16 protein-coding genes and 1 riboswitch are annotated in these 25,335 nt (G+C 69.1%); of the genes, 7 read left to right on the top strand and 9 right to left on the bottom strand.

Annotated elements, in window-relative coordinates:
- Positions 1-2: 2 nt before the first annotated feature.
- The 4 genes from HH110_RS16025 to HH110_RS16010 form a co-directional block, all read right to left on the bottom strand.
- Positions 3-1,985, bottom strand: a complete 1,983-nt coding sequence (locus HH110_RS16025; RefSeq protein WP_176990597.1) for an AsmA family protein — start codon at positions 1,983-1,985, stop codon at positions 3-5.
- Positions 1,986-2,470: 485 nt separating this feature from the next.
- Positions 2,471-3,112 carry a hemolysin III family protein gene (locus HH110_RS16020; protein ID WP_172407499.1) on the bottom strand — a complete coding sequence of 214 codons (642 nt, stop codon included), beginning with the start codon at positions 3,110-3,112 and terminating at the stop codon, positions 2,471-2,473.
- A 100-nt stretch (positions 3,113-3,212) separates the two neighbouring features.
- The gene (locus HH110_RS16015; RefSeq protein ID WP_123730457.1) at positions 3,213-4,817 is read right to left on the bottom strand and encodes a peptide chain release factor 3; all 1,605 of its coding nucleotides are present in this window, start codon (positions 4,815-4,817) and stop codon (positions 3,213-3,215) included.
- 75 nt (positions 4,818-4,892) lie between these two features.
- Complete coding sequence (locus tag HH110_RS16010) at positions 4,893-5,795, bottom strand: M23 family metallopeptidase (RefSeq protein ID WP_176990596.1); 903 nt, start codon at positions 5,793-5,795, stop codon at positions 4,893-4,895.
- Positions 5,796-5,912: 117 nt separating this feature from the next.
- A riboswitch (SAM riboswitch) is annotated at positions 5,913-6,033 on the top strand.
- A gap of 77 nt (positions 6,034-6,110) precedes the next feature.
- On the opposite strand from HH110_RS16010, the gene HH110_RS16005 reads away from it, so the two are divergent.
- Genes HH110_RS16005 through HH110_RS15995 form a run of 3 tightly spaced genes read left to right on the top strand, consistent with a single transcriptional unit; the run spans position 6,111 to position 9,447 of the window.
- Positions 6,111-7,142, top strand: a complete 1,032-nt coding sequence (locus tag HH110_RS16005; RefSeq protein WP_176990595.1) for a homoserine O-succinyltransferase — start codon at positions 6,111-6,113, stop codon at positions 7,140-7,142.
- On the top strand, positions 7,139-8,383 hold the full coding sequence (locus HH110_RS16000; RefSeq protein ID WP_176990594.1) for an O-succinylhomoserine (thiol)-lyase: 1,245 nt from the start codon (positions 7,139-7,141) through the stop codon (positions 8,381-8,383). The genes HH110_RS16005 and HH110_RS16000 overlap by 4 nt, the downstream gene beginning before the upstream one ends.
- On the top strand, positions 8,380-9,447 hold the full coding sequence (locus HH110_RS15995; protein ID WP_176990593.1) for a homoserine dehydrogenase: 1,068 nt from the start codon (positions 8,380-8,382) through the stop codon (positions 9,445-9,447). The genes HH110_RS16000 and HH110_RS15995 overlap by 4 nt, the downstream gene beginning before the upstream one ends.
- Before the next feature lie 115 nt (positions 9,448-9,562).
- Here HH110_RS15995 and HH110_RS15990 read toward each other — a convergent pair whose 3' ends face one another.
- Both HH110_RS15990 and HH110_RS15985 read right to left on the bottom strand, forming a co-directional pair.
- Positions 9,563-10,564: an alpha/beta fold hydrolase gene (locus HH110_RS15990; RefSeq protein ID WP_176990592.1), complete on the bottom strand. Its 1,002-nt coding sequence runs from the start codon at positions 10,562-10,564 to the stop codon at positions 9,563-9,565.
- A 114-nt stretch (positions 10,565-10,678) separates the two neighbouring features.
- Positions 10,679-12,061 carry an L-serine ammonia-lyase gene (locus tag HH110_RS15985; protein WP_123730460.1) on the bottom strand — a complete coding sequence of 461 codons (1,383 nt, stop codon included), beginning with the start codon at positions 12,059-12,061 and terminating at the stop codon, positions 10,679-10,681.
- Between the two features lie 97 nt (positions 12,062-12,158).
- Here HH110_RS15985 and HH110_RS15980 point away from each other — a divergent pair, with 97 nt between their 5' ends.
- Positions 12,159-12,377 (top strand): glutaredoxin family protein, encoded by a 219-nt coding sequence (locus tag HH110_RS15980; protein ID WP_176990626.1) that lies wholly within the window; start codon positions 12,159-12,161, stop codon positions 12,375-12,377.
- Between the two features lie 205 nt (positions 12,378-12,582).
- On the opposite strand, the gene HH110_RS15975 is transcribed toward HH110_RS15980, so the two are convergent.
- From HH110_RS15975 to HH110_RS15965, 3 genes are read right to left on the bottom strand one after another with little or no spacing between them, the layout of a single operon-like run.
- Positions 12,583-13,149: a YceI family protein gene (locus HH110_RS15975; RefSeq protein WP_176990591.1), complete on the bottom strand. Its 567-nt coding sequence runs from the start codon at positions 13,147-13,149 to the stop codon at positions 12,583-12,585.
- Positions 13,150-13,151: 2 nt separating this feature from the next.
- Positions 13,152-13,724, bottom strand: a complete 573-nt coding sequence (locus tag HH110_RS15970; RefSeq protein WP_176990590.1) for a cytochrome b — start codon at positions 13,722-13,724, stop codon at positions 13,152-13,154.
- Entirely contained in the window at positions 13,721-14,434 is a 714-nt protein-coding gene (locus tag HH110_RS15965) for a YceI family protein (protein ID WP_176990589.1), read from the bottom strand. Before HH110_RS15965 ends, HH110_RS15970 begins: the two co-directional genes overlap by 4 nt.
- A 150-nt stretch (positions 14,435-14,584) precedes the next feature.
- Here HH110_RS15965 and HH110_RS15960 point away from each other — a divergent pair, with 150 nt between their 5' ends.
- From HH110_RS15960 to HH110_RS15950, 3 genes are all read left to right on the top strand, one after another.
- The gene (locus tag HH110_RS15960; protein WP_176990588.1) at positions 14,585-18,133 is read left to right on the top strand and encodes an ATP-binding protein; all 3,549 of its coding nucleotides are present in this window, start codon (positions 14,585-14,587) and stop codon (positions 18,131-18,133) included.
- Between the two features lie 219 nt (positions 18,134-18,352).
- A complete protein-coding gene (locus HH110_RS15955) occupies positions 18,353-21,826 on the top strand; it encodes a sensor histidine kinase (RefSeq protein WP_176990587.1) in 3,474 nt (1,157 codons plus the stop codon).
- Positions 21,823-25,302, top strand: coding sequence for a two-component regulator propeller domain-containing protein (locus HH110_RS15950; RefSeq protein ID WP_176990586.1), 3,480 nt, complete (start codon positions 21,823-21,825; stop codon positions 25,300-25,302). Before HH110_RS15955 ends, HH110_RS15950 begins: the two co-directional genes overlap by 4 nt.
- Positions 25,303-25,335: the final 33 nt, after the last annotated feature.

Below are 25,335 nucleotides of genomic sequence, written 5' to 3'. Positions count from 1 at the left end.
GCTTACTTGGCGTAGCGACCGCCGCAGTTGCTGTCCTCGCCCGGACCGGTTTCGATCGTCGCCAGCAGCGCCGCCGGCGGCGCGATGCTGCCCAGCGCCAGGGCGATTGCCCCACGGATGCCCAATGCCTTGAAGTCCGGGCGGAACGAAGGATCCTTGAAGGTGCCGCCGATGCGCAGCGGCGAGCGCAGGGCCAGGATGCTCATGTCCTTCGGGCGCGGACGCAGCAGCAGGTCCAGCTGTTCCTGTTTCAGATCCACCTTGCCCTCGCCAAGGATCAGGGTATCGGTGGTATCGAAGGCGAGCGACCGCGATTGCATCACCCCGTTCTCCACGCCGAAGTCGCCCCACGCGCAGCGCAGCGGAATCTGCTTGTCGCCGGTGAACAGGAACTTCACCGATTCGGCGACATCCAGGCCGGCCAGTTCCATGATCAGATTGCCGACGTGCCCGCGGCCGATACCGACCGCCACCGTGCCATCGGAACTGCCCAGCATCGCGGCGATGGAATTGCCCTGGCCCGTCAGTTTGACATCGCCACTGATCCCGCCCGAGGCCTGCTCGGCCAGCTTCGCATCCGGGAACAGCTTGCCCAGCTGCACCTTGCGGATGGTCGCCTGCAGCTGCGTGGAGATCGCCTGTTTGCGCGCATCCATCCGGATCGTGCTGCGGATATCGCCACCGGCCACGCCGAAGTTCAGCGGCTCCAGACGCAGCAGGCCATCGTCGAGCCTGAGGTGGGCATCCATGTCATCCAGCGGCAGCGTCGGCGAATTGATCCGCTGCGCCTTCCAGCGCACATCGGCATCCATCGCGCGCAGCTTGGAGAGGTTGTACGGCGTATCCGGCAGCACCTTGGTGCGCGCGGCCAGCTCGGCGGCCTTCGCTTTCTGCTCGGCATTGGCCGATTCCCCGGCGCCGGTCTTCGGTGGCGCGCCGATGAAGCCGGCAAGATCATCGAAGTCCAACCGCTTGGACACCAGATCCGCCTTCAGGAACGGCCGTTCGCCACTCACGTCGATCTGCGCGGTACCTGCCAGATCGCTGTCGCCGGCCGTGCCGGTGAAATTCTCGTAGCGCCAGATCGCATTGTCGCGCTTCAACCGTCCCTTCAGCCGGTACGGCGGCGTCGACGGAATCGCGATCCCGATCAGCGGGAACAGATCCTCCATGTCCTGCCCGCTGAGCATCAGCTCCAGATCGAACACCCGCAGCTGGAACGGATTGGTCAGCGTCCCGCTCGCGATCGCATGCGTATTCCCGGCACGCCCATCGAGATGGATGCGGAACGGATGCCCGGTATTGGTCAGCTCCAGCGGCGACTCGGTATTGCCATCCAGCGAGAACGCATTGCCCTGCCAGCGCCCTTTGCCCTTCACGAACAGCGGCGGACCACTGTCGCGATCACGCGGCTTGCCGCTGTTGAGCGAGACCAGCACATCCGTCCTGCCTGCCGCGTCCTGGAACTGCAGGCGGCCATCCTCGATCAGCAACCGCTGCAGCACCGGCGGATCGCCATCGCTGGGGCCCAGGAAATCCCAGTTGCCCGGCTGATTCTTCTCCGGCGCCGTCTCCAGCAGCAGGTCCGGCCGCGTCAACCGGATTTCCGGAATCCGCACCTGCCCCCGCAGCAGCGGCCACACCCGCAGATCGATCTCCGCCCGATCCGCCGTCGCCATCTGCGGCTGCTTGGCCCACGTCGCATTGGCAAACGTCAGCCCATCACCGCGCACCGTCGTGACCCGACCGAGGTCCACATCCAGATCCCCGGTGATATGGAACTCACGCCCGGTCTTCGCCTGCACCGCCCGCTCCACCGGGCCCTTGAACCAGTTCCAATCCCACAGCGCGATCAGGATCAACAGCGCCGCAAACAGGAACACCAGAATGGCCAACCATCGCTGCCCCCGCTTGCCGGGACGACGCCAGCGCCAGCGGGAACGGAGAGGAGCATCGGACGGAGCAGGGGACGGGACAGTATTCACATCCCCATGGTTGCCCTTGCATCGTGCAGGCAACGCGAAGCATTGGTAAGCGTAGTGTCAGGGTGGCGTGTCGGCCGTCGGCGTCGCCGTTGCAGATGCCTTCGGGAGGCGCGGCGCGGTCACCATGCGCGGCCAGGCTCGGCACCCGATCCAGCCAAAGATCTTGACCTTCCCATGCGCACCAGCCAACCGTGAGCGGGGCGGTGCGGGTGGGTTGGCGGGACCATGAGCGCCATGGATGGCGCGACATGAGCCTCCAGGGGTGAGGGCGCATTGCTTGCGAGGCACTGCCTCGCATGCGACTGAACGCCCAGCCGCCAGCGGCTGGGCCGGGCCGCGGAGCGGGATTCACGGCGTGTCCCGCCAACCCACCCGTGCCGACCCAGCCTGGCGCATCCCTGAAGCCCCAGCCGCTCTCGCTGTTGCTGTTGCTGTCGCTATTGCGGGTGCCGTCGCCGATGCCCTTACCGGCAGGAAAACAGCACTCAAAGAATCTGCGCAGTCACCGCAACGAAGTGGCACACACTCCCGCCGATCACGAACAGATGCCAGATCGCATGCGAATACGGCACCGACTCCCGGTGATAGAACACCGTCCCCAACGTATAGAACACGCCGCCGGCCAACAGCCAGCCCAGCGTCCACGCATCCAGCGAATGCCACATCGGCTTGATCGCCACCATCACCATCCAGCCCATCGCGATATAGATGATCGTCGACAACAGCTTGAAACGGCCCGTATAGAACAACTTGAACACCACCCCGAACAACGCCAGCGCCCAGATCGCCGTGAACATCCCCCAGCCCCACGGACCCCCGCGCAGCCCGATCAGCGTGAACGGCGTATACGTACCGGCGATCAACAGATAGATCGCACAGTGATCGAACACCTTCAACCGGCCCTTCGCGACCGGATGCTGGATCGCGTGATAGAGCGTCGAGGCCGTATACAACAGCAGCAGGGCCACCCCGAACACGATCGCGCTGGCCAACTGCCAGCCGTCGCCATAGATGGCGGCCAACGTGATCAACACGGCGCTGCCAGCCAGGGCAGCGACGGCGCCAAGCCCGTGGGTCAAGGCGCTGGCGATTTCTTCTCGAACGGAAACGACAGAGGTCATGGCGATGATCGGTTGTGCGGGGAGGGGGAGCCCGCTCCCCCCTATCATCGCCAAGATGGGCCGCGCATGCACGCGCGGCCGTTCAGCCGACAGATCGGCCGAAGGATCAGCTGACCGACACGCTGTGCGCGGCCTCGCGCGTGGCCGCGAAGCGCACGTCCGGCGCGCGTTCCTGCGCCAGTTGCAGATTGACGCGCGTCGGTGCCAGGTACACCAGCTGGCCGGCGGCATCGATGCTGAGGTTGCCCGCGTTCTTCTCGCGGAACTCCTCCAGCTTCTTCTCGTTGCTGCAGGTCACCCAGCGTGCCGTGGTCACGCTGACCGGCTCGAAGGTCGCTTCCACGCCGTACTCGTCCTTCAGGCGGTAGGCGGCCACATCGAACTGCAGCACACCCACGGCGCCCAGGATCAGGTCGTTGCTCATCAACGGGCGGAAGAACTGCGTCGCGCCCTCTTCGGACAGCTGTGCCAGGCCCTTCTGCAGCTGCTTGAGCTTCAGCGGATCGCGCAGGCGTGCGCGGCGGAACAGCTCGGGCGCGAAGTTCGGAATGCCGGTGAAGCTGACCGCTTCGCCCTCGGTGAAGGTGTCACCGATGGAGATCGTGCCGTGGTTGTGGATGCCGATCACATCGCCCGGCCACGCTTCGGCGGCGATCTCGCGGTCGCTGGCCATGAAGGTCAGCGCATTGGCCAGCTTCATTTCCTTGCCGGTGCGCACATGGAAGGTCTTCATGCCGGCCACGAAGCGGCCCGAACACACCCGCATGAACGCCACGCGGTCGCGGTGCTGCGGGTCCATGTTCGCCTGGATCTTGAACACGAAGCCGGTCAGCTTGTTTTCCTGCGGCGCGATGACGCGGCCGGTGGTTGCACGCGGCTGCGGCGACGGCGCATGTTCGACGAAGAAGTCCAGCAGCGGCTGCACGCCGAAGTTGTTCACGCCCGAGCCGAAGAACACCGGGGTCTGCTTGCCGGCCAGGTAGGCCTCCACGTCGAACGGATGGCTGGCGCCCTGCACCAGCTCCAGCTCGTCGCGCAGGTCGGCCAGCATGCGCTCGCCGATCTTCTCGGCCAGCCCCGGTGAATCGATCGACGGGAAGATGGTCGAATCCTGGCGGGTGAAGTTGCGGCCCTGCTCGTACAGGTGCACCTCACCGCTGATCAGATGCACCACGCCCTTCAGGCGCTGGCCCATGCCGATCGGCCAGGTGACGGGCGCGCACTGGATGCCGAGCACGCTTTCCACTTCATCCAGCAGGTCGATGGGCTCCTTGCCCTCGCGATCGAGCTTGTTGATGAAGGTCATGATCGGGGTGTCGCGCAGGCGGCACACTTCCATCAGCTTGATGGTGCGTTCTTCCACGCCCTTGGCCACGTCGATCACCATCAGCGCCGAGTCCACCGCGGTGAGCACGCGGTAGGTGTCCTCGCCGAAGTCGGCGTGGCCGGGGGTGTCGAGCAGGTTGACGATCTTGCCTTCGTACGGGAACTGCATCACCGAGGAGGTGACCGAGATCCCGCGCTCCTTTTCCAGCGCCATCCAGTCGGAGGTCGCATGACGCGCGGCCTTGCGACCCTTGACCGAACCGGCCATCTGGATCGCACCGCCGAACAGCAGCAGCTTTTCGGTCAGCGTGGTCTTGCCGGCGTCAGGGTGGGAAATGATGGCGAAGGTGCGGCGGCGCGCAGCTTCGGTAGCGACTTCGGACATGGCGTGACGCGCCCGCCCGGGGCGCTTTTCATGGAGATAAGCCGCTCAGTATAGCGGGGGCGGGCGGGGCCGGGGTCAGGGCAGGGCGGATGGGCCGGCCTCGTCCCTGGTCCGGGCGAAACGCAGCTCGCCCTGCGGGCTGACGATGCGGGCCGGGATCGAGCGCAGCCGCATGCCCGCATTGACCTGCACCGCGAAGTGCAGATGCGGGGCCGCGCTGAAGCCGGTATTGCCCGACAGCCCAATGCGCTGCCCCGCCTGCACCGGCTCGCCCGGGCGCACCAGCACGCCGTTGTGCTGCAGATGGGCATATACCGCCATGCTGCCGTCCTCATGCAGCACCCGCACCAGGTTGGCCCGGCCCAGATCGTGGTCGCGGTCCTGTCCATTGCCCTGATACCCGGCCTGCACCTGCATGACGGTGCCCGCCCGCGCCGCGAGCACGGGGGTGCCTTCGGGCAGCGCGAAGTCGATGGCGTCGCGGTTCTCCGGGTCGGTGTGGCTGTACTGGCCTTGCGGGGCCTGGCTGACCTGGATGCGGGCGGCATCGAAGGGGAGCAGATAGGCCACATCGCGTGGGCGCGCCGCCGGATCCCCCGGGACGGCGGTCATGTCCAGCCGGATCGCGGTCGCACCTGCGGGGGGCTGCAGGCGGGTGACCACCACGCTGGCCGCGCCGGCGATCACCGTCTGCAGGGGCAGACCCGGCATCGCCGGGGTGCCCGCGGGGGGCCGCACCGAGACCTGGACCGGACCGGCCAGGCGGTTGTCGACCCGCGCCTGCCAGCGCTCGCCGGCGCCTTCCAGGGTCAGCACGGCGAGTCCGGGCCCCGCCGCCACCGGGGCGGGGCGGGCAGGGCTGGCGGTCGCCGGGCGGTCGATCCGCCAGCCGTTGCGCCAGTCACTGGCCGGCGCGGCGCCGGCGTTCAGCGCCGGGGCCAGGACGAGGATCAGGGTGGGCAGACGTAGGCAGCGCAAGGCTCTGGCCGATTGGGAAGGTGCCCCGAGTATGCGTGACTGATGATCATCTGGAATATATATCGCTTCATGCCGATGAAGGGATTGACATGACCCGGAAGCACTGGCATCGTGGCTCCACCATCGAGACCGGCAGAGGGACAGGCCCTTTGAAGCCGGGGCAGCCCGCAGACGCGAAAGCGACCTGCGTAGGTGCCAAATCCTGCGGAGACCGTTGGTGTCTTCCGAAAGATGGTTCGAACCGTGCACCGTGCGTGCGCTTCGAACGCGAGCTCCGCGAAAGCTCGATGGCCGCCTCCTACTTTGGATACCGCCATGAGTTTCGCCACCGCCGCCCCTGTCGCCACCGACTCTTTCGCACCGCTCAGCGTCCCCGTCGACGCCGGGCTGAACGCCGTGCGCGGCGATATCGCGGCGGTGCTGTCGATGCGTCACGGCGGGCCGCGGCCGGTGCGCCTGCGCTACGAATGCGTCGGTCGCGCCGATGCGCCGGTGGTGGTGCTGGCCGGCGGCATCTCCGCGCATCGCCACGTGGCGGCCAATGCCGAATTCCCCGAAAAGGGCTGGGCCGAAGGCCTGGTCGCCGCGGGCCGCGCGCTGGATCCGGCCTCGCTGCGCATCCTGGCGTTCGATTTCATCGGCGCCGACGGTGCGCTCGACCTGCCGATCGATACCGCCGACCAGGCCGATGCGCTGGCCTTGCTGCTGGATCATCTCGGCATCGCCCGCCTGCAGTGCTTCGTGGGCTACTCCTACGGCGCGCTGGTCGGCCAGCAGTTCGCGATCCGTCACCGCCAGCGCGTGCAGAAGCTGATCGCGGTGAGCGGTGCGCATCGCCCGCATCCGTATGCCGCGGCTTGGCGTGCGCTGCAGCGCCGTGCGGTTGCGCTCGGCCAGCTTCAGTGCGCCGAGAGCCACGGGCTGTCGCTGGCGCGCCAGTTCGCCATGCTCAGCTACCGCACGCCGGAAGAATTCGGCGAACGCTTCGACGCCGCGCCGGAAGTGGTCAACGGCCGCGTGCGCGTTGCCGCCGAAGACTATCTGGATGCCGCCGGTGCGCAGTACGTCGCCCGCACCCCGGTCGATGCCTACCTGCGCCTGTCCGAATCGATCGACCTGCATCGCATCGACCCGGCCGCCATCCTGGTGCCGACCGTCGTCGTTGCCGTGGAGGGTGACCGCCTGGTCCCGCTGGCCGACTGTGTCGGCCTGGTCGAAGGGCTGGGCCCGCGCGGCAGCCTGCGCGTGCTGCGCTCGCCGTATGGCCACGACGCCTTCCTGAAAGAAACCGATCGCATCGACGCGATCCTCGCCACCGCTTTTCGATCCCCCGGAGAAACCGCATGAGCCGTTCCGCTGGTACCGAGCCGTCCTGTAGCCGCGTCACCGCCGCCGTGCGTGCCGGCATCGACCGTGACACCGCCCACGGCGCGGTGACCCCGCCGATCGTGCTGTCCTCGAACTTCAGCTTCGATGGCTTCGGCAACAAACGCCAGTACGACTACACGCGCAGCGGCAACCCGACCCGGGACCTCCTCGGTGAAGCGCTGGCCGAACTGGAAGGCGGCGCGGGCGGGGTAATCACCTCCACCGGCATGGGCGCGATCAACCTGGTGCTCAATGCGCTGCTGCAGCCCGGCGATACGCTGGTGGTGCCGCACGATGCGTACGGCGGCAGCTGGCGGCTGTTCAACGCACTGGCGAAAAAGGGCCACTTCGGCCTGATCACCGCCGACCTGACCGACCCGCGTTCGCTGGCCGACGCGCTGGCGCAGTCGCCCACGCTGGTGTTGATCGAAACCCCGTCCAACCCGCTGCTGCGCATCACCGACCTGCGCTTCGTCATCGATGCCGCGCACAAGGCCGGTGCCAAGGTGGTGGTCGACAACACCTTCCTGTCACCGGCGCTGCAGCAGCCGATCAGTTTTGGTGCCGATCTGGTGCTGCACTCCACCACCAAGTACATCAACGGCCACAGCGATGTGGTCGGCGGGGCGGTGATCGCGCGCGATCCGGCAGTGCACGAACAGCTGGTGTGGTGGGCCAACGCGCTGGGCCTGACCGGTTCGCCGTTCGATGCGTTCCTGACGTTGCGCGGTCTGCGTACGCTCGGTGCGCGCCTGCGTGCGCACCAGGAAAACACAGCGGCCGTGGTCGAGCTGCTGGCCGCCAGCGATGCGGTCGCCAGCGTGTACTACCCGGGCCTGGCCGATCATCCCGGCCATGCCATCGCGGCCCGCCAGCAGAGCGGTTTCGGCGCGATGCTCTCGTTCGAACTGGCCTCGTGCCCGGGCGATGATCCGCATGCGGCGGTGCGCGCGTTCGTGGATGGCCTGCGCTGCTTCACCCTGGCCGAGTCGCTGGGCGGCGTCGAGAGCCTGGTCGCGCATCCGGCGACCATGACCCACGCTGCGATGACCCCGGAAGCGCGTGCGCATGCCGGGATCAGCGAAGGGCTGCTGCGCCTCTCGGTCGGCATCGAGTCGCCGGAAGATCTGGTGGCCGATCTGCAGGGCGGGCTGGAGCGCGCGCAGGTGGTGATCGATCAGCATCGTGACGTGCAGCAGCGCAAACAGGTGGATGCATGAGCGCGGTCCTGACCCTGCCATTGGCCGCCCATCGAAAGCTGGCGCTGCTCGGCACCGGGACGGTCGGCACCGCCTTCGTCCAGCGCTATGCCTCGCTGCAGGACCGCGGTGTCACCCTGCCGTCGTTCTCGTGGCTGGCCAATTCGCGTACGGCGCGGGCCTGCGAACAGACCCCCGCGCACGAGCTTGCACAGGCCAACCTGGCGGCGCGCGGCGCGGTGGCGCTGCAGCCCTGGGCGGAAGCCGAAGGCCTGCAGCGCGGCGACGTGGTGGTCGATGCGACCGCCAGTGACGACGTAGCCAATTGGCACGAACAGTGGCTGGCGCGTGGCGTGCACGTGGTGACCGCCAACAAGCTCGGCCAGGGCGCACAGCTGGCCCGTGCCCAGGCCATCGCCGACAGCGGACAGCAGGGTGCTGCGCATTACGGCGACAGTGCAACGGTGGGTGCAGGCCTGCCGCTGCTGAGCAGCCTGCGCGCGCTGGTCGCCGGTGGCGACCGCATCCATCGCGTGGAGGGCGTACTGTCCGGTTCGCTGGCCTGGCTGTTCCATCACTACGATGGCCAGCGCCCGTTTTCCGCGTGGGTGCGCGAGGCGGCCGAGGCGGGCTACACCGAGCCGGATCCGCGCGTGGATCTCTCCGGCGAGGACGTGCGTCGCAAACTGCTGATCCTGGCGCGGGCCAGCGGCATCGCGCTGCGCGCCGAGCAGGTACAGGTCGCCTCGCTGGTACCGGAGGCGCTCGCCGCGCAGTCAGCGGCGGGTACATTGGGCCAGCTTTCGTTGCTGGACGCGCCGCTGCAGGCGTACTGGCAGCAGGCGCAGGAACAAGGAGGGTGTCTACGTTTCGTCGGTGGTTTCGATCACGACGGGGCCTCGGTCGGGCTGCGTGTACTGCCGCGCGACCATCCGCTGGCCGGCGGTGCGCAGACCGACAACCGGGTGGCGATCCACAGCGACCGGTATCACGCCCAGCCGCTGCTGATCCAGGGGCCGGGCGCCGGCGCGGACGTCACCGCCGCCGCGTTGCTGGACGACGTGCTGGCGATCGTGCGGCGCTGATTGCCGCGCGATCCCACCCAGGCACACGGTAGCGCCAGGGTGGGCTGGCTGCGTCGGCGGAGAACGCTGAGGACGACCGCTGCCACGCATGGCGTGGCACTACCGGTGTGTCGACTCAGTCGTGTTGTGAGAGCGCCTTCAGCAATGCCGCATTGAACCGGGCTGGATCCTGCACCTGCGGCGAGTGGCCCAGATCCTCGAAGGTCACCAGGGTGGCGCCCGGAATCGCCGCCGCCGCCGCCTTGCCCAGTGCCGGGTAATTGCCCAGCGTGGCTTTCAGCGCCGGCGGCGCCAGATCACGGCCGATCGCGGTGCGGTCGGTCTGGCCGATGAACAACGTGGTCGGCACGGCCAGCGTCGGCAACTCATAAACGACCGGCTGGTTGAACACCATGTCCGAGGTCAGCGCCTGGCTCCACGCCACCGCCTGTTTGCCGGGGCCGTCGTACATGCGCGACTGCATGCGCACCCACTGCTCGTACTCGGGCTTCCACTGGCCGTTGTAGTAGACGTCGAGCTGGTACTTCCTGATGCTGTCGAAGCTGGTCTTCAGCTCGCCCGCGTACCAGGCATCGATACTGCGCCACGGCACGCCCTTGGCCTTCCAGTCTTCCAGTCCGATCGGGTTGACCAGCGACAGGCTGAGCAATCGCTGGGGATACATCAACGCGAAGCGCGCCGCCACCATGCCGCCCATTGAATGGCCGACGATGTGCAGCTTGCCTTCGCCATAGCCCAGATGCTCCAGCAGCGCTTCCGTATTGGCCGCCAGCTGGCCGAAGGAGTACTGGTAGCGCTCGGGCTTGCTCGATTTGCAGAAGCCGACCTGGTCCGGCGCGATCACCCGGTAGCTGGCCGCGCTCAGTGCCGCGATGGTGTCCTTCCAGGTGGCCGCGCAGAAGTTCTTGCCGTGCAGCAGCACGACCGTCCCGGCGAAGCCTTTGCCACCGGCGGGCACGTCGATGTAGGCCATCTCCAGCGGCTGGCGCTGGGATTCGAAGCGGAAGATCTTGACCGGGTACGGGTAGTCGAAGCCTTCCAGCCGCGGGCCGTAGGTCTCGGCGGCGAGGGTGGTCAGCGGCAGGCAGGCGAGCAGGGCGGCGGCCAGGATGCGCATGGCAGTCTCCGGAACAGGGGAGTCCTGACTGTACCGGAGCGGCCGTGCAGGCGGGCCGATGATGCGAACGGCAGCAGCCGACCCACGGTCGGCTCTACCGTCGGAGGCGGTCGATCAGCACTCGATGACGTTGACCGCCAGCCCGCCGCGGCTGGTTTCCTTGTACTTGTCCTGCATGTCACGCCCGGTGTCGCGCATGGTCTTGATGACCTTGTCGAGCGACACTTTGTGCTTGCCATCGCCGCGCATCGCCATGCGCGAGGCGTTGATCGCCTTGACCGCGCCCATCGCGTTGCGTTCGATGCAGGGGATCTGGACCAGGCCACCGATCGGGTCGCAGGTCAGACCGAGGTTGTGTTCCATGCCGATCTCGGCGGCGTTCTCGATCTGGCTCGGATTGCCGCCCAACGCGGCGACCAGGCCGCCGGCCGCCATCGAGCAGGCCACGCCCACTTCGCCCTGGCAGCCGACTTCGGCACCGGAGATCGAGGCGTTTTCCTTGTACAGAATGCCGATCGCCGCCGAGGTCAGCAGGAAATCGAACACGCGCTGTTCGTTGGCGCCGGGGCAGAAGCGGTCGAAATAGTGCAGCACCGCCGGCAGTACGCCGGCTGCGCCGTTGGTCGGCGCGGTGACCACGCGGCCGCCGGCGGCGTTTTCTTCGTTCACCGCCAGCGCGTACAGGTTGACCCAGTCCAGCGTGGTCAACGGATCGCGCATCGCCGCTTCCGGCTTGGAGGACAGTTCGCGGTACAACGCCGGTGCGCGGCGCGAGACATGCAGGCCGCCGGGCAGGGTGCCCTCCTGGCGGATGCCGCGCTCCACGCAGGCCTGCATGGCGCTCCAGATTTCGCGCAGGCTGTCGCGGATCTCGTCCTCGGTGCGCCAGCACTTCTCGTTCTCGAACATCATCTGGGCGATGCTCAACCCGCTGCGGGCGGTCTGCGCAAGCAGTTCGTCGCCGCTCTTGAAGGGGTAGGGCAGCGGGGTTTCATCGGGCACGATGCGGTCATCGGCCGCATCGTCCTGGTTGACCACGAAGCCGCCGCCGACGGAGTAGTAGTCGCGCGTGGCGATCACCTGCTCATCGGCGCCATAGGCGGTGAAGCGCATGCCGTTGGTGTGGTACGGCAGCTTCTGGCGCTTGTTCAGGCCCAGGTCGCGCTTCTCGTCGAAGGCGATCTCGTGCTGCCCCATCAGGCGGATGCGCTTGCTGCTTCGGATGCGCTCGAGCGTCTCCGGGATGATGTCGGGGTCGATCAGGTTCGGGCGCTGGCCCTCCAGCCCGAGCAGCACGGCCTTGTCGGTGCCATGGCCGCGGCCGGTCAGCGCCAGCGAGCCGTAGACATCCGCGCGGATGCGCACCACGTCCTGCAGGTGGCCCGGATCGAGCAGCCAGCGGTGCACGAAACGTTCGGCAGCCTTCATCGGTCCCACGGTGTGCGAAGAACTCGGGCCAATGCCGATCTTGAAAACGTCGAACGTGCTGACAGCCATGATTGCCAAACTGCGGGTATCGGATGGAGCGCTATTCTATGCGCTTCGTGCCGTCGGCTCTGGCTGCGGCGCAACATTTCCCAAGGCGGGTGGGCCGGTGTTTACCTTGTACCAGCGTGATGACTGCCATTTGTGCGACCAGGCCCTGGCGGTGCTGGCCCAGGCCCGGGTGGCCGATCTGGACAGTGTGTTCATCGATGACGATGCCGCGCTGGAGGCCCGCTACGGGCTGCGGGTGCCGGTATTGCGCGACGCGCAGGGGCGGGAGCTGGAGTGGCCGTTCGATGTGGCGGGACTGCGGGCCTGGATCGGCTGAGACCAAGCGTGCCAACGGGCGCCTGACGTCGGTCGTCGGTGCCCGATGCCGCTCGGCGGTGCCTGAGTCGGTAGTGCCGGCCGCTGGCCGGCTCCCCGGCGTCGATCACCGCGCGAGGAGGCGGCCAGCGGCCGGCACTACCGATGATGTGCGCGAGTCGATCAACGCGCGAGATGCCGGCCAGCGGCCGGCACTACCGATGGCATTACTTCGCTTTCAGGACCACTTTGGTGCTGATCGCGGTCTCGTTCGGGATCGTTTTGGTGTCGGCCCAGTCGCCGCCGCCCACGCCGAAGTCGAGGCGCTTGACCGTGGCCTTGCCGGCCAGCACGGGCTGCGCGCCCGGGGTCCAGGTGAAGGTCAGGGTGACCGGCTTGCTCACGCCGCGCAGTTCCAGCGTGCCGTCGGCGGCGTACTGGTTGTTGCCGAGCGAGCGGAACTTGGTGGCGCTGTACTTGGCCTGGGCGAACTTGCCCACGTTGAAGAAGTCCGCGCCCTGCAGGGTCGAATCGCGGTCGCTGTTGCCGCTCTTGGCGCCGGCCAGCGGGATGGTCACTTCCAGCTTGGCATCGTCCAGCTTGGCCGGATCGAAGCTGATCTTGGTATCGAAGCCCGGGAAGGTGCCGGTGAACACTTCGCCGTCGTACTTGGTGGCAAACGCCAGTACCGAGCCAGGCGCCTGCACGTAATCGGCGGCCAGGACCGGGGCGGTGGCCAGCAGGCCGGCCAGGGCGGCGGCGACCGCGGCGGGGGAGGTGAGCTTGATGTTCATGGTCAATCCTTCTGGGGGGAGGCAAGCCAGCGCTGCGGGAGCATGCGCGCAAGCGTGGCATCGCGTTGGTAAAAATGGTGATAAAGCGCGGCACCGGCATGGGCCACGACCACGGCGATCAGCAGCCAGAAGCCCCACTCATGGATGGCGTGCGAGATCTGGGTGACGCGTTCGTCCGGTGGGCTCAGCTTCGGCACATCGACCAGGCCGAACCAGCGGAACGGGCGCAGGCCGCTGGCCGAGTCGTACAGCCAGCCCGACAGCGGAATGCCGAACATCAGCACGTACAGCAGCCAATGCGTGGCCGAGGCGATGCGCTCCTGCCAGGTCGGCGTGCCCGGCACCGGATGGGGTGCGCCGGCGTACAGGCGCCACAGCAGGCGGGTCACGACCAGCGCCAGCACGGTGATGCCGATCGATTTGTGCATGGTGTAGACCCAGAAGTACTTCGGGGTCTTGGGCAGTTCGCCCATGGTCAGCCCGACGATGCCCAGGGCGAGGATCAGCACGGCGATCAGCCAGTGCAGGGTCTGGCTGACGCCGCCCCAGCGGGTTGGAGTGTTCTTGGCGGTCATGGCGTGGTCTCCTGGACCGGCTGTGGGGTATCTGAGTCGATGGGCGCGGCGGGAGTTCCCGGCGCATCGGTGGGCGCGGCATCGGCCGGATCGTCGGCGTTGCGATCACGCACGGCTTCGGCCTCGATCCGCAGCTGCACCTCGTCGCCGATCATCGAGGCCCAGCCATCCACGCCGAAAGCACTGCGGCTGAGCGTAGCGGTGGCCGAGAAGCCGGCGGTACGGCGGAACGGTGGCAGCGGGTGGCGTTTGAGCGCATTGAGGGTCACCGCCAGGGTGACTTCGCGGGTGACGCCATGCACGGTGAGCTGGCCGATGACGTTGGCGTGGGTCGGATCGATCGGTTCGACCCGGGTCGAGACGAACCGCGCTTCGGGGAAGCGCTCGCCATCGAGCAGGTTGCGCGCGAGCGTGGCCGTATTCCATTTGGCGTCGCCGAGGTCCAGGCGCTGGATCGGCACGGTGACGTCCAGACGCGCCGTGCGCCAGTCGTCCGGATCGAACACCAGCACGCCTTCGCTGCCGGACACGGTGCCGAGTGCATGCGAGAAGCCGGCATGTTCGACCGCGAACAGCACGCGGGTGTGCACCGGATCAAGTCGATAGCGGTCTGGGGCGGCGATGGCCAGCAGCGGGGTGGCCGCCAGCAGCAGGGCAAGGGTCAGGCGCGTGAGCAAGGCGCTGGCTCCGTCAGGGTCTGGGGCGATCATACGCACAGCCGTGTGCCGGGATGCAGCGCATGGCTGCAACAGATCGTGGTGCGGCCGACAACAGCCGTTCCATCCACGACAGCCCGCCCAGAATGCGGACACCGTCCTGATCGCTGTGTGACAATCCGCACCAACAGGGAGACCGGATCGATGAGCACGCGCCGCTGGGGTGCAGGCATCGTGCTGTTGGGGCTGTGGTTGTGCGCAGTGCCGTCAGTGTTGGAAGCCGCAGGGACATCGGCAGAAACGCCACGCTTGCGCCGCCTTGGCGCGGCCGAGGGCATGCCCTCGCGCATGGTGCTGGCCTTGGCCCAGGATCGGCAGGGGTATATCTGGGCCGGGACCGATGATGGCCTGGCCCGCGTGGATGGCGTGGGCCTGCGGGTCTGGCGGAATGATCCGGCCGACCCGGGTTCGCTGCCTGGCAACGAGGTGGAAACGCTGCTGATCGATCCACTGGATCGCGTCTGGGTGGGCAGCAACGGGGTCGGCCTGAGCATGCTCGGTCCCGACCGCACCGCGTTCACCCGCTTTCCTGCGTTGGGCGAGGCCTGCGAAGGCCAGTTCTGGTCGCTGGCATATGCCTCGCAATCGTTGTGGATCGGCACCAATCAGCACGGCATCTGCCGGCGCGGCGAGGACGGCACCCTGGTCAGGTACCAGGCCGTCCCGGATGATCCGCGCAGCCTGCCCGACAACACCATCTACAGTCTGTTGGCCGATCCGCAGGGACGGGTCTGGGTGGGCACCTCCAACGGCGTGGCCCGCTGGGATGGCGATGGCTTCACCCGCATCGCGCCGGCGCTGCTCGGCGGCAAGAGCGTGTTCCGCCTCACCCGTGAGCCCGACGGCACGGTCTGGGCGGGAACCGAAGGCGGCCTGTTCCGGATCGATGCCGATGACCAGGTCCGGCCCGCGCCCTGGACGCTCAGTGCGGACGTGCGCGCGGCCACCGTCATCCACGATCGCAACGGCGGCTACTGGCTGGGGACGGCCGATGGCCTGTACCGCGGGGATGCGCGCACGGCACGCTTGCTTGCGGGCGATGCCGGCAGTGGTTTCCTGACCGCCCGCAGTGGCGTGCTGGACATGCTGCAGGACCACGAAGGCGGCCTGTGGGTGGCGATGCTGACCCAGGGGCTGGCGTATCTGCCACCGGACTGGAAGCGCTTCTCCAGCTGGTACCAGCTCGACGGCAAACCGCTGGACAGCGTCTATCTGCTCGGCGCGGCAGCGCTGGACGACACCTACTACATCTCCGGTGCGCACGGCCTGTACACGTTGGATGCGCAGGGCCAGCTGCGGCAGATTGCCGACGACACGCAGATCGGGGTCGGTGCGACGTGGTCGCTGCTGCCACGCGAGGACGGTGCGGTATGGCTCGGTCGCGCCGGTCGATTGAGCCTGTACCAGCCCGCGACGCGCACGCTGCGCGAATGGAAGATCGGCGGCGGCGCCGATGTGCGCCAGCGCATCGACCTGATCCGCCAGGCGCCGAACGGCGAGCTGTGGCTGTCGGTGATGAACTTCGGCATCCAGCGCCGCGATGCGCAGGGCCATGTGCTCGATACCATCCGCAACGATCAGAACCGCGGATTGACCGAGAATCCGGTCGAGCAGATGGTGTTCGATCCGCGCGGGCAGCTCTGGGTGATGGGCGATGCGATGGGCCTGATGCGGTGGCGCAACAACCGCTTCGAGCAGGTGCCGGGCATCTCCCGCGGCAGCATCTACGATGCGGCGTGGACCGGCCCGGATGAACTGTGGCTGGCACGCCAGGGCGCGCTGGAGCGTTATCGCTGGGATGGCCTGAGCATGAGCCTGCGCGAACGCGTGGGGGCGGCTGAGGGTCTGCCCGCGGTATCGATGGGCGGCTTGGCGCTGGGCAGCGATGGGCAGGTATGGGCGACCACGCCGCGCGGCCTGATCCGCTGGAACAGTGCCGAGCGGCGGCTGCGCCTGTATGGCGAGCGCGACGGCCTGCCGGATGTGGAGTTCAGCAATCGCCCGCCGGTGCAGGCGCGCGACGGGCGCGTTCTGGCGGTGACCGCGACCGGGCTGGTCGGCTTCGATCCGGATGCGGCGGACAGGGTGCTGCCGCCCTCGCAGCTGGTGATCGACAGCGTGCAGGTGCGCCGCGACGATGCCGAAGGCCAGCAGATGCTGCCGACCCAGGCGCCCATCGTGCTGGGACCGCAGGACCGCGACCTGATCGTGTCCGCCCGCCTGCTGTCCTTCGCCAATCCGCAGGGCAACCGCTACCGCTACCGGGTGTCCGGCTACGACCAGAACTGGGTGATGCAGGCCGCCGATGGTGAGCGGATGCTGTCGCGCCTGCCGGCGGGGCATTACCGCATCGAGGTGCAGGCGGCGACATCGCAGGGTGCGTGGACGCCGCCAAGCACGCTGGAGCTGGAGGTGCGCCCGCCGTGGTGGCGCAGTGGCTGGGCGATCGTGGGCTACGTGCTGCTCGGCCTGGTCGGCATCGCGGCGCTGGCCTACGTGGCGCGGGCACGCCTGCGCCGTCGCCAGCAATGGCAGTTGACGGTGCACAAGCAGCAGTTGGCCGAGCAGGCCTCGCAGGCGAAGAGCCGGTTCCTGGCCACGCTGGGGCATGAAGTGCGCACGCCGATGACCGGGGTGCTGGGCATGAGCGAGCTGCTGCTGTCCACGTCGCTGGACGAGGTGCAGCGCGGCTATGCCGGCTCGATCCAGCACGCCGGCAAACACCTGCTGAGGCTGGTCAACGATGCGCTGGATCTGGCCCGGATCGAGGCGGGGCGGCTGGAGCTGGATCTGCGGCCGTTCGACCTGATGTCGTTGCTGGACCAGGTCGAGGCGTTGATGGAACCGATGGCCCATCACCGTGGCCTGGCCTTCGAGCGCAGCTTCAATCTGCCCGGCCCGGTGCAGGTCAGTGGCGACGAAATGCGCGTGCGCCAGATCCTGATGAACCTGCTCGGCAATGCGATCAAGTTCACCGAGCACGGTCACGTCGGGCTGGGCGTCGAGCTGGCCGACGACGGCCGCACGATCATCTTCGAGGTGTCCGACACCGGGCCGGGGATCAACCAGGATCAGCAGGAGCGGCTGTTCCATCGCTTTGAGCAGGCCGACGGTCCGCGGACCGCCTCGCGCTATGGCGGCAGCGGCCTGGGCCTGGCGATCTGCCAGGAACTGGCCGTGGCGATGGGCGGCCGCATCCAGATCGACAGCCGGCTGGGCGATGGCGCCCGCTTCACGGTATCGCTGCCGCTGCCCTGGACCGTGCAGCCGCTCGGCACGCCGCGGGATCCGGGTCAGGAAACGCGCACGCAGCTGCCGCCGCTGCGGATCCTGCTGGTCGAGGACGATGCCACCGTGGCCGACGTCATCGCCGGACTGCTGCGCTCGCGCGGGCACGAGGTGGTGCATGTGCTGCACGGCCTGGCGGCGTTGTCGGAGGTGGCGGCCGGCAGCTTCGATGTGGGGCTGCTCGATCTGGACCTGCCGGCGCTGGATGGCCTCGCGATTGCCGGGCAGCTGCGCGCCATGGGCTATGAACTGCCCTTGATCGCGGTGACCGCACGCTCGGATGCCTACGCCGAGCAGCAGGTGCTGGCGGCCGGATTCAATGGCTTCCTGCGCAAGCCGGTGACCGGCGACATGCTGGTCGACGCGATCGCGCTGGCGCGCGCGGGAAAGTCAGCGCGGTATTGAAACGCCGCGCGCTGTTGCGATTGCCGATTCGTCTCGAATCTTCATTGTTGATCTGAAAGTTCATTGATCAGGCTGTGACGTGGTCCCGGTCTGGGCAGCCACGTTCGCGCGACATCGACGTACCGTGCTGTTCAAGCAACGGAGGCGGTCGGGGTGCGCGTGGCAGGAGGCCGATCCGAACCGGTGGGCAGTCGCTGGGTGGGGGTGATGCTGGGGGTCATGCTCTGGCTGCCGACGCTCGCCGCCGCCAGCGCCCTGGTCACGCTGCCGTGGCCGCGGCCGATGGGGCCGGCGGATGCGCTGCCGACTTCGGCCATCCGTGCGATCGGCGAAGACCGCGTCGGCTACCTGTGGTTCGCCAGCGATGATGGCCTGCTGCGCTTCGATGGCCATCGCTTCCGCGCGTGGCGCCGTGAGCAGGGACTGCCGGACGTGGACCTGCGCGCGCTGCATGTCGATGGACAGGATCAGCTCTGGCTGGCGACGGCCTCGGAGGGGCTGGTGACGGTGTCCACCGATCGGCGCGTGATCCAGCCGGTGCCGGGCGACGGAACCGTGGTGCTGCCACGCATCGGGATCGTGCACATCACCAGCACGCCGGAGGGGATGCTCTGGGTCGGTACCAACGGCGATGGGCTGTTCGCGCGGCACGCCGATGGCCGTTGGCAGGTCGTGCCGCTGCAGCCGCATGGGATCCCAGTGGCCCAGGTGACCGCGTTGGCCACCGATCGCGATGGCCGGCTGTGGGTCGGCACGCCGGAGGGCGCCCTGCGGCGCGAGGGCAGCCGCTTCGCCGTCCTGCCGTTGCCGCGGGGTGAGCGCGGAGACATTCAATCGCTGTGGCCCGATCCCGGCGGCGGCGTGTGGGCGAAGACGCGACGGGGCGTGCATCGCTGGACTGCCGACGGGGTACTGCTGCCCCCGCCGGCACATCCGGACATGCCGGTGCTGCGTAGCACGGAGGGAGAACTATGGACCACCGGGTCTGCGGGCCTGCTGCGTCATCCGCCTGGCCAGGCGCCGCAGCCGGTCCCGTTGCGTGGACACGATGGCGGTGCGCTCGGGGCCGCCGTGGTGGGTCAAGCGCTTGAAGACCGGGTCGGCGGCCTGTGGTGGATCGGTCGCGGCCAAGGGGTATGGCATCTGCCCGCGCGCTGGCGTCAGTTCACGCTGCTGCCGGGCGCACGCGACGGCGGACCGGGGTTGGACGGCGACCATGTCCTGGCCCTGGTGCCCTCCGGCGACGCGCGGGTGTGGGTGGCCAGCGAGAGCGGCAGCGTGCAGCGTGTGGACCTGCGTACCGGGCACAGCGACCGGGGCTTCGACTACCGCCCCGTGCGTCTGCGCACGGGTGCGGTGGGCATGGCCGAAGATCGCCGCGGCCAGGTATGGGTCACCAGCGGCAACACGTTGTCCCGTTACGTGCCCGGCACCGGCCGGTTGCGGCACTGGTTGCTGGGGTGGGAGGGCGGTACGGGCGCGGTGGACCTGCAGGCCTGCGCCGACGGCTCGCTCTGGCTGGCCCGTGCCGACCGCATCCAGCGACGCGATGCCGAGGGCGCGCTGCAGATGTCCGCCGTGCCACAGACACTGGGCCTGGTGCCGCCGGTGCACGGCCCGCAACTGCTGTGTACCGACGATGGCGATCTGTGGGCGGTTGATCGCAGCGGCGTGAAGCGCTGGTTGCCCGCACAGGAACGCTTCGCCTCGGTCGAAGGCGCACCGCGCGCTGAGGTGGGCGCGATCGCACGCGGTGGGGATGGCCACTACTGGGTCAGCAGTCCGTCCGTGCTGCGCCGCTATCGGTGGGATGGGCAGCAGCTGCGCATGACGCACACGTTTGGTCCGGTGCAGGGCTACCCGCAGCTGCTCGCGCGGGCGCTGGTGGTCGACGCGCGCGGCGTTGCGTGGGTCGGCGACGCGCGTGGGCTGGTCCGCGTCGATCCGCATGGGGGCGGGGTACGCCGCTTCGGCAGCGACGATGGGCTGCCGGCGCATGACGTGTTGCCACGTCGGCTGGTGCGGACTGCCGGCGACCATATGGTCGCGGCGGTGCATGAGGGCGGTGTTCTGCTGTTCGATCCGGTGGCCGTACTGCGCCCGGCGCGAACGCCGGGTCTGGTGATACACGCCCTTACCGCCCGTCGGGGCAACGCGCAGATCACCCTGCCGGTCGGCACCGGGCCAATACCGTTGTCGGGGGCGGACCGGCACATCCGCGTCGCCGCGCGCCTGCTCAGTGGCGGCGACCAGGCCCACGTACGCTACCGGTTCCGGCTGCAGGGGCTCGATCCGGAGTGGCAGGAAAGCGGTGCCGCCGGGCTGCGCGTGTTCGAGCGTCTCCCGCCAGGTCTGCAGACGCTGGACGTACAGGCCCGGCAGGGCGACGGGAGCTGGTCGCCGTCTCGCCGGATCACCTTGCAGGTCGCGCCGGCGTGGTGGCAGACGCCGCCGGCGCGGTGGGCCGCCGCGGCTACCGCGATCGGCGTGGCATGGCTGGGAGGATGCGCCTATCAGGCGCGTCGGCGACGGCAGCGACGCTGGCGCTGGCTGCGCGGCCGGCAACAGCGTGCCGATCGCGCGTCCGTGCAGCGCACCCGCTTCCTCGCCGCGCTGGGCGAGCGCATCCGTGTGCCGATGACCGCCGTGCTGGGCTGGAGCGAACTGCTGCTGCGTGCGCCGCTGGCTCCGGAGGAGCGCAACCGGATCAACAGCCTCCATTACGCCGGCGAACACCTGTTGCGCTTGATGGACGATGCACTGGACATGGCCAGTATCGAATCCGGGCAGTTGCAACTGCAGCCGGCACCGTTCGCGCTCCAGGATCTGATCGAAGAACTGCATGCGCTGTTGTTGCCGGTGGCGCAGGGCAAGGCGCTGGTGCTGGAGTGGTCCAGCACGGTGCCGGCGTCGGCCTGCTTCATCGGCGATGCACGACGCCTGCGCCAGATCCTGCTCAACCTGGTGGGCAATGCGCTGAAGTTCACCACGCAGGGCGCGGTCCGGTTGGAAGCGCGGTGGGCGGACGGGCGCGATGGCGTGCTGCTGCGGGTGCTCGATACGGGGCCCGGCATGACCCCCGCGCAATGCCAGCGCCTGTTCCAGCGCTTCGAACAGGCCGACGGTGCACGGACGGCCGCGGGCCATGGCGGCAGTGGCCTCGGGCTGTCCATCTCCCGCGATCTGGCGCTGGCCATGGGCGGCGACATCACGGTCAGCAGCCGTCCCGGCGAGGGAACCTGCTTCGAGGTCTGCCTGCCCCTGCCGCACGTCGATGGCGGCGCCGCAGGCACGCCGTTGTGCGCGCGTGCCGAACCGATCGGTGCCGGACAGCTGCGGGTGCTGGTGGTGCATCCGTTGCCGGTGGTCGGCCAGGTGCTGCCGGCAGCGCTGGCATCGCTGGGGCATTCGGCGCGGTATGTAGCTGGGCTCGATGACGTCCCGCCGGGGGCGGGCGAGGGCATGGGCTGGGATGTGATCGTGGTCGACCCCGACCTGTGCGCTGGCGGTGAGCGGGCCGGTACACGGTTGTCGCGATGCTCGCCGGGTGTGCCCCGGGTCGCCTTGACCCCGCGCGCGGATGCGGGCGCCCAGCGCGAAGCCATGGCAGCCGGTTTCGATGTGTTTCTGCGGCTCCCGGTGAGCCGGGCGGCGCTGGCCGATGCCCTGGCGCGCTGCAGGCGCGTCGCATGAAGCGATGGGTCTGTGCGCTGCTGGTCTGGCTGTTGCAGGCGCTGCCCGCACTGGCGCTGCCGAGCCACGGCGCGCGCGTCACCACCGTGGATGGCCTGCCGTCCAATGTGGTGCATCAGATCGTGGAGGACCGGCAGGGTTACCTCTGGTTCGCGACCAGCGATGGCCTGGCCCGCTACGACGGGGGCGGCTTCCGGGTGTGGCGCATGGAGCACGGCCTGGCCGACAACGAGGTGCGCAGCATGGCGCTGGACGCCCGCGACCAGCTCTGGATCGGCACCGCCAATGGCTACCTGCAGCGACTGTCGGCCGATCGCCAGCGGTTCGAGCGCTGGGCGGGACCGCCCGCGCCGGCGGCCGCGACCAGTCCGGTGCTGGCGATCCAGCCGATGGACGCGGGCGACGTCTGGTTTGGTACCCGCGACGCGGGGCTGTTCCGGCTGGGGCGCGACCGCCGGCTGCGTCAGTACCTGCCAGGCGCTGGCGGCGGCCTGCCATCGGCACGGGTGGAGCACCTCGCGGCCGATCCGCAGGGCGGGGTATGGATCGGCAGTGCGGCGGGACTGGCGCGGTGGCACGACGAACGGTTGCAGACGCCGGCGATGCTGGGCGCGTCCACGCTGCCGGTGACGGCACTCGGGCGGGATGCACAGGGCTGGCTGCGCTCGAGTACCGCCGACGGCACCGAGGTGCGACATCTGCCCACGTTGCAGCCCGCACCACGGCCGCGCGAACCGGCACGGTGGCTCGGCTCCAGCCGTGCCGGTGGAGACTGGTTTGCCGACGGCGGGCAGCTGTGGTGGCAGGACCGGCACGGCCGGGACCACCATGCGATCACGCTGCCCCACCTGCACGGGCGCAGCACGCCGCACATCGTGCGGGTGATCGAAGACCGGCAGGGACGCGTCTGGTTGCTGGGCAGCCATCAGGGGGTCTGGCGGCTCGGCGCGCAGTGGCGACACCTCGAGCGCTTCATCGCACCGGCCGATCCACTGGCCGGTGCGCCGGGCGGGCTCGCCGCTGCAGCCGACGGACAGGCCTGGCGGGCGCGCGGCGGATGGCTGGGCAAGGTCTCGCCGGTACACGGATTTTCGCGGGGGCGCTGGTCCTACACGCACGATCCTTCGCGTCCCGATCGCCACGGGGTGGTCGAAGACGGACAGGGCAGGGTGTGGGTGTTCGCGGCCCCGTGGTTGACCCGGATCGATCCGGTGCGGGGGCAGCGGCGGCGCTGGCGGGTGGGCGCGGACGATACCGGATCGGCGGTGTCGACGCAGGCCGCGCTGGCGGCCTGCGATGGCCGGTTATGGCTGGCCGGTAACGGGCGGCTGCAGCAGCGGGCGGACGACGGACGGGTGCTGGTCGAGCGCACGTACGACGCGGCGCGACTGCGTCCGGGCGGCACTGCGTTCGTCCTGCAATGCGACCCGGCCGGGCAGCTGTGGCTGGGCGACAGCGAGGGGCTGAAGCAGTGGCAACCGGCGCACGCTCGCTTCGATCCCGTGCCGGGCGGCCCGCGCCGCGCGGTCGGGGCGCTGCATCTGGCCGCCGATGGCCAGCTCTGGGCGGGCGACCCGGACGGCTGGACCGTCTACCGGCGCGCATCGGTTGGCCTGCAGGGGGCCATCCGGGTCGACGCCGCGCAGGGGCTGCCGGCGGCGGTGCCGCGTGGATTGGCCGATGCGGGCGACGGGGCGATGTGGGCCACCACCGCGCGTGGCGTGGTGCGGTTGGCACCCGACCGCCGCAGCGCCCGGCTGTATACAGTCGATGATGGGCTGCCGCCGATGGTGTTCGACCTCGGCATGCTCGCGGTCGGCGGCCACCTGCTGGCGATGGATCTGGCCGGCGACGTGCTGGCCCTGGATCCGGCCGGCATGATCGCGACCACGGTCGCTCCGCTGCTGGTCATCGACCGTGTGCAGGTCCGTCGCCAGCGGCGATGGATCGAGCTGCCGGCCGGCGATCCGCTGCGGCTCAACGCCGACGATCGCGACATCCAGTTGTCGGCGAGGCTGCTGTCCGGCGGCCAGCGCGGCATGACCGACTACCGGTTCCGGCTGCGCGGGCAGGATCCGGCGTGGGTCCGCGCCGGACGACGCGGGACGCGTGGCTTTCCAAGCCTGCCGGCCGGTGCACACGTGCTCGAGTTCCAGGCGCGTGGCGTGGGCGGCCAGTGGACGCCACTGCAGCAGGTGCGGCTGCAGGTGGACCACAACGGCTGGGCCCATCCTGGCGCATGGGCGCTGTTCTGGCTGGTCGCCACCGGCAGTGCCGTGTTGTTGGCAGCGGCCGTGCGGCGCCACCAGAAGCGGGCGAACGCCCGGCGCGCGGCGGCACGCCGGCAGGCGCGCGCCGAGCGGGCGGCGCAGGCCAAGCAGCAGTATCTCGCCACGCTCGGCCACGAAGTGCGGACGCCGCTGACCGGTGTGCTGGGCATGAGCGAACTGCTGCTGTCCGGTCCGCTGTCCGGGCACGCGCGGGAGCAGGTGCTGCACATCGAGCAGGGAGGGCGCGCCTTGCTGCAGGTGGTCGACGAAGCGCTGGAGACCGCCCGGCTGCAGGCCGGAAAAATATGTCTCCAGCCACGCCGTTTCGCCATCGGGCCCTGGAGAATGGACATGGAGGCCGCGCTGGCCGCCTGTCTGGAGCTGCACGGCTGCCGGCTGTCGCTGGGCCCGCCACTGCCGGCGGGTGCCTGTCGCGTCGGCGATCCGGACCGGCTGCGACAGGCCGTACACCTGCTCGCGCGCGGGCTCGCCCTGCAGGTCGGGGCGACCCGCGTGACCCTGCGCATGGCGTGGCTGCCGGGTGGCACCGGCCTGCTGCTGGATGTCATCGCGGTGCCCGGTGCGCTTCCATCGCCTGCGCTGGCCGCAGTGCGCGAGATGCTGGCCGACGTGGACGTGCTGGCCGCTGCGATGCAGGGAGGCCTGCGCGTGCTGCAGTTGCCTGATCATCGCTGGCAGGCCGTGTTGAGCGTACCGCTGGCCGGTTGCGCAGTGCGGATGCCGGAGCCGGAGCCGGTAGTGGTTGAGCACGATGGCCTGCAGGTCCTGCTGGTGGAAGACGATCCTCTCGTGGCCGAGGTCGTCATCGGCCTGCTGCGCATGCGGGGGCACGCGGTGGTTGCCGCCGGGCACGCGCTGGCGGCGTTGACCGCCCTGGCCCGGCCCGGCACGCAGCTGATGCTGCTGGATCTGGATCTGCCCGGCATGGACGGGCTGTCGCTGCTGCGCCTGGTGCGCCAGCGCGACCACCGCCTGCCGGTCCTGGTGCTCACGGCCCGCCGGGAGCCGGATCTGGAGGCCACGGTCGCCGCTGCCGGGGCCGACGGTCTGCTGCACAAGCCGCTGCAGGGCGGTGCACTGCACGCGGCGATACAGCGGATCATGGCAAGTGACGTGGATCGTGCCGGCCCGGGGAACGGTTTACTATGCGGGGCGTTGCCCGGTGACCGGGGTGGTCGGGGGTGACAGGCCCATTCCGGGCGGCAGCAGTGAATCCAC

It is taken from the genome of Stenotrophomonas sp. SAM-B (assembly GCF_013387485.1).
Classification (GTDB): Bacteria; Pseudomonadota; Gammaproteobacteria; order Xanthomonadales; family Xanthomonadaceae; genus Stenotrophomonas; species Stenotrophomonas maltophilia_AA.
Note: the sequence above shows the minus strand (reverse complement) of the source record. Positions and strands in the feature narration are given on the sequence as shown.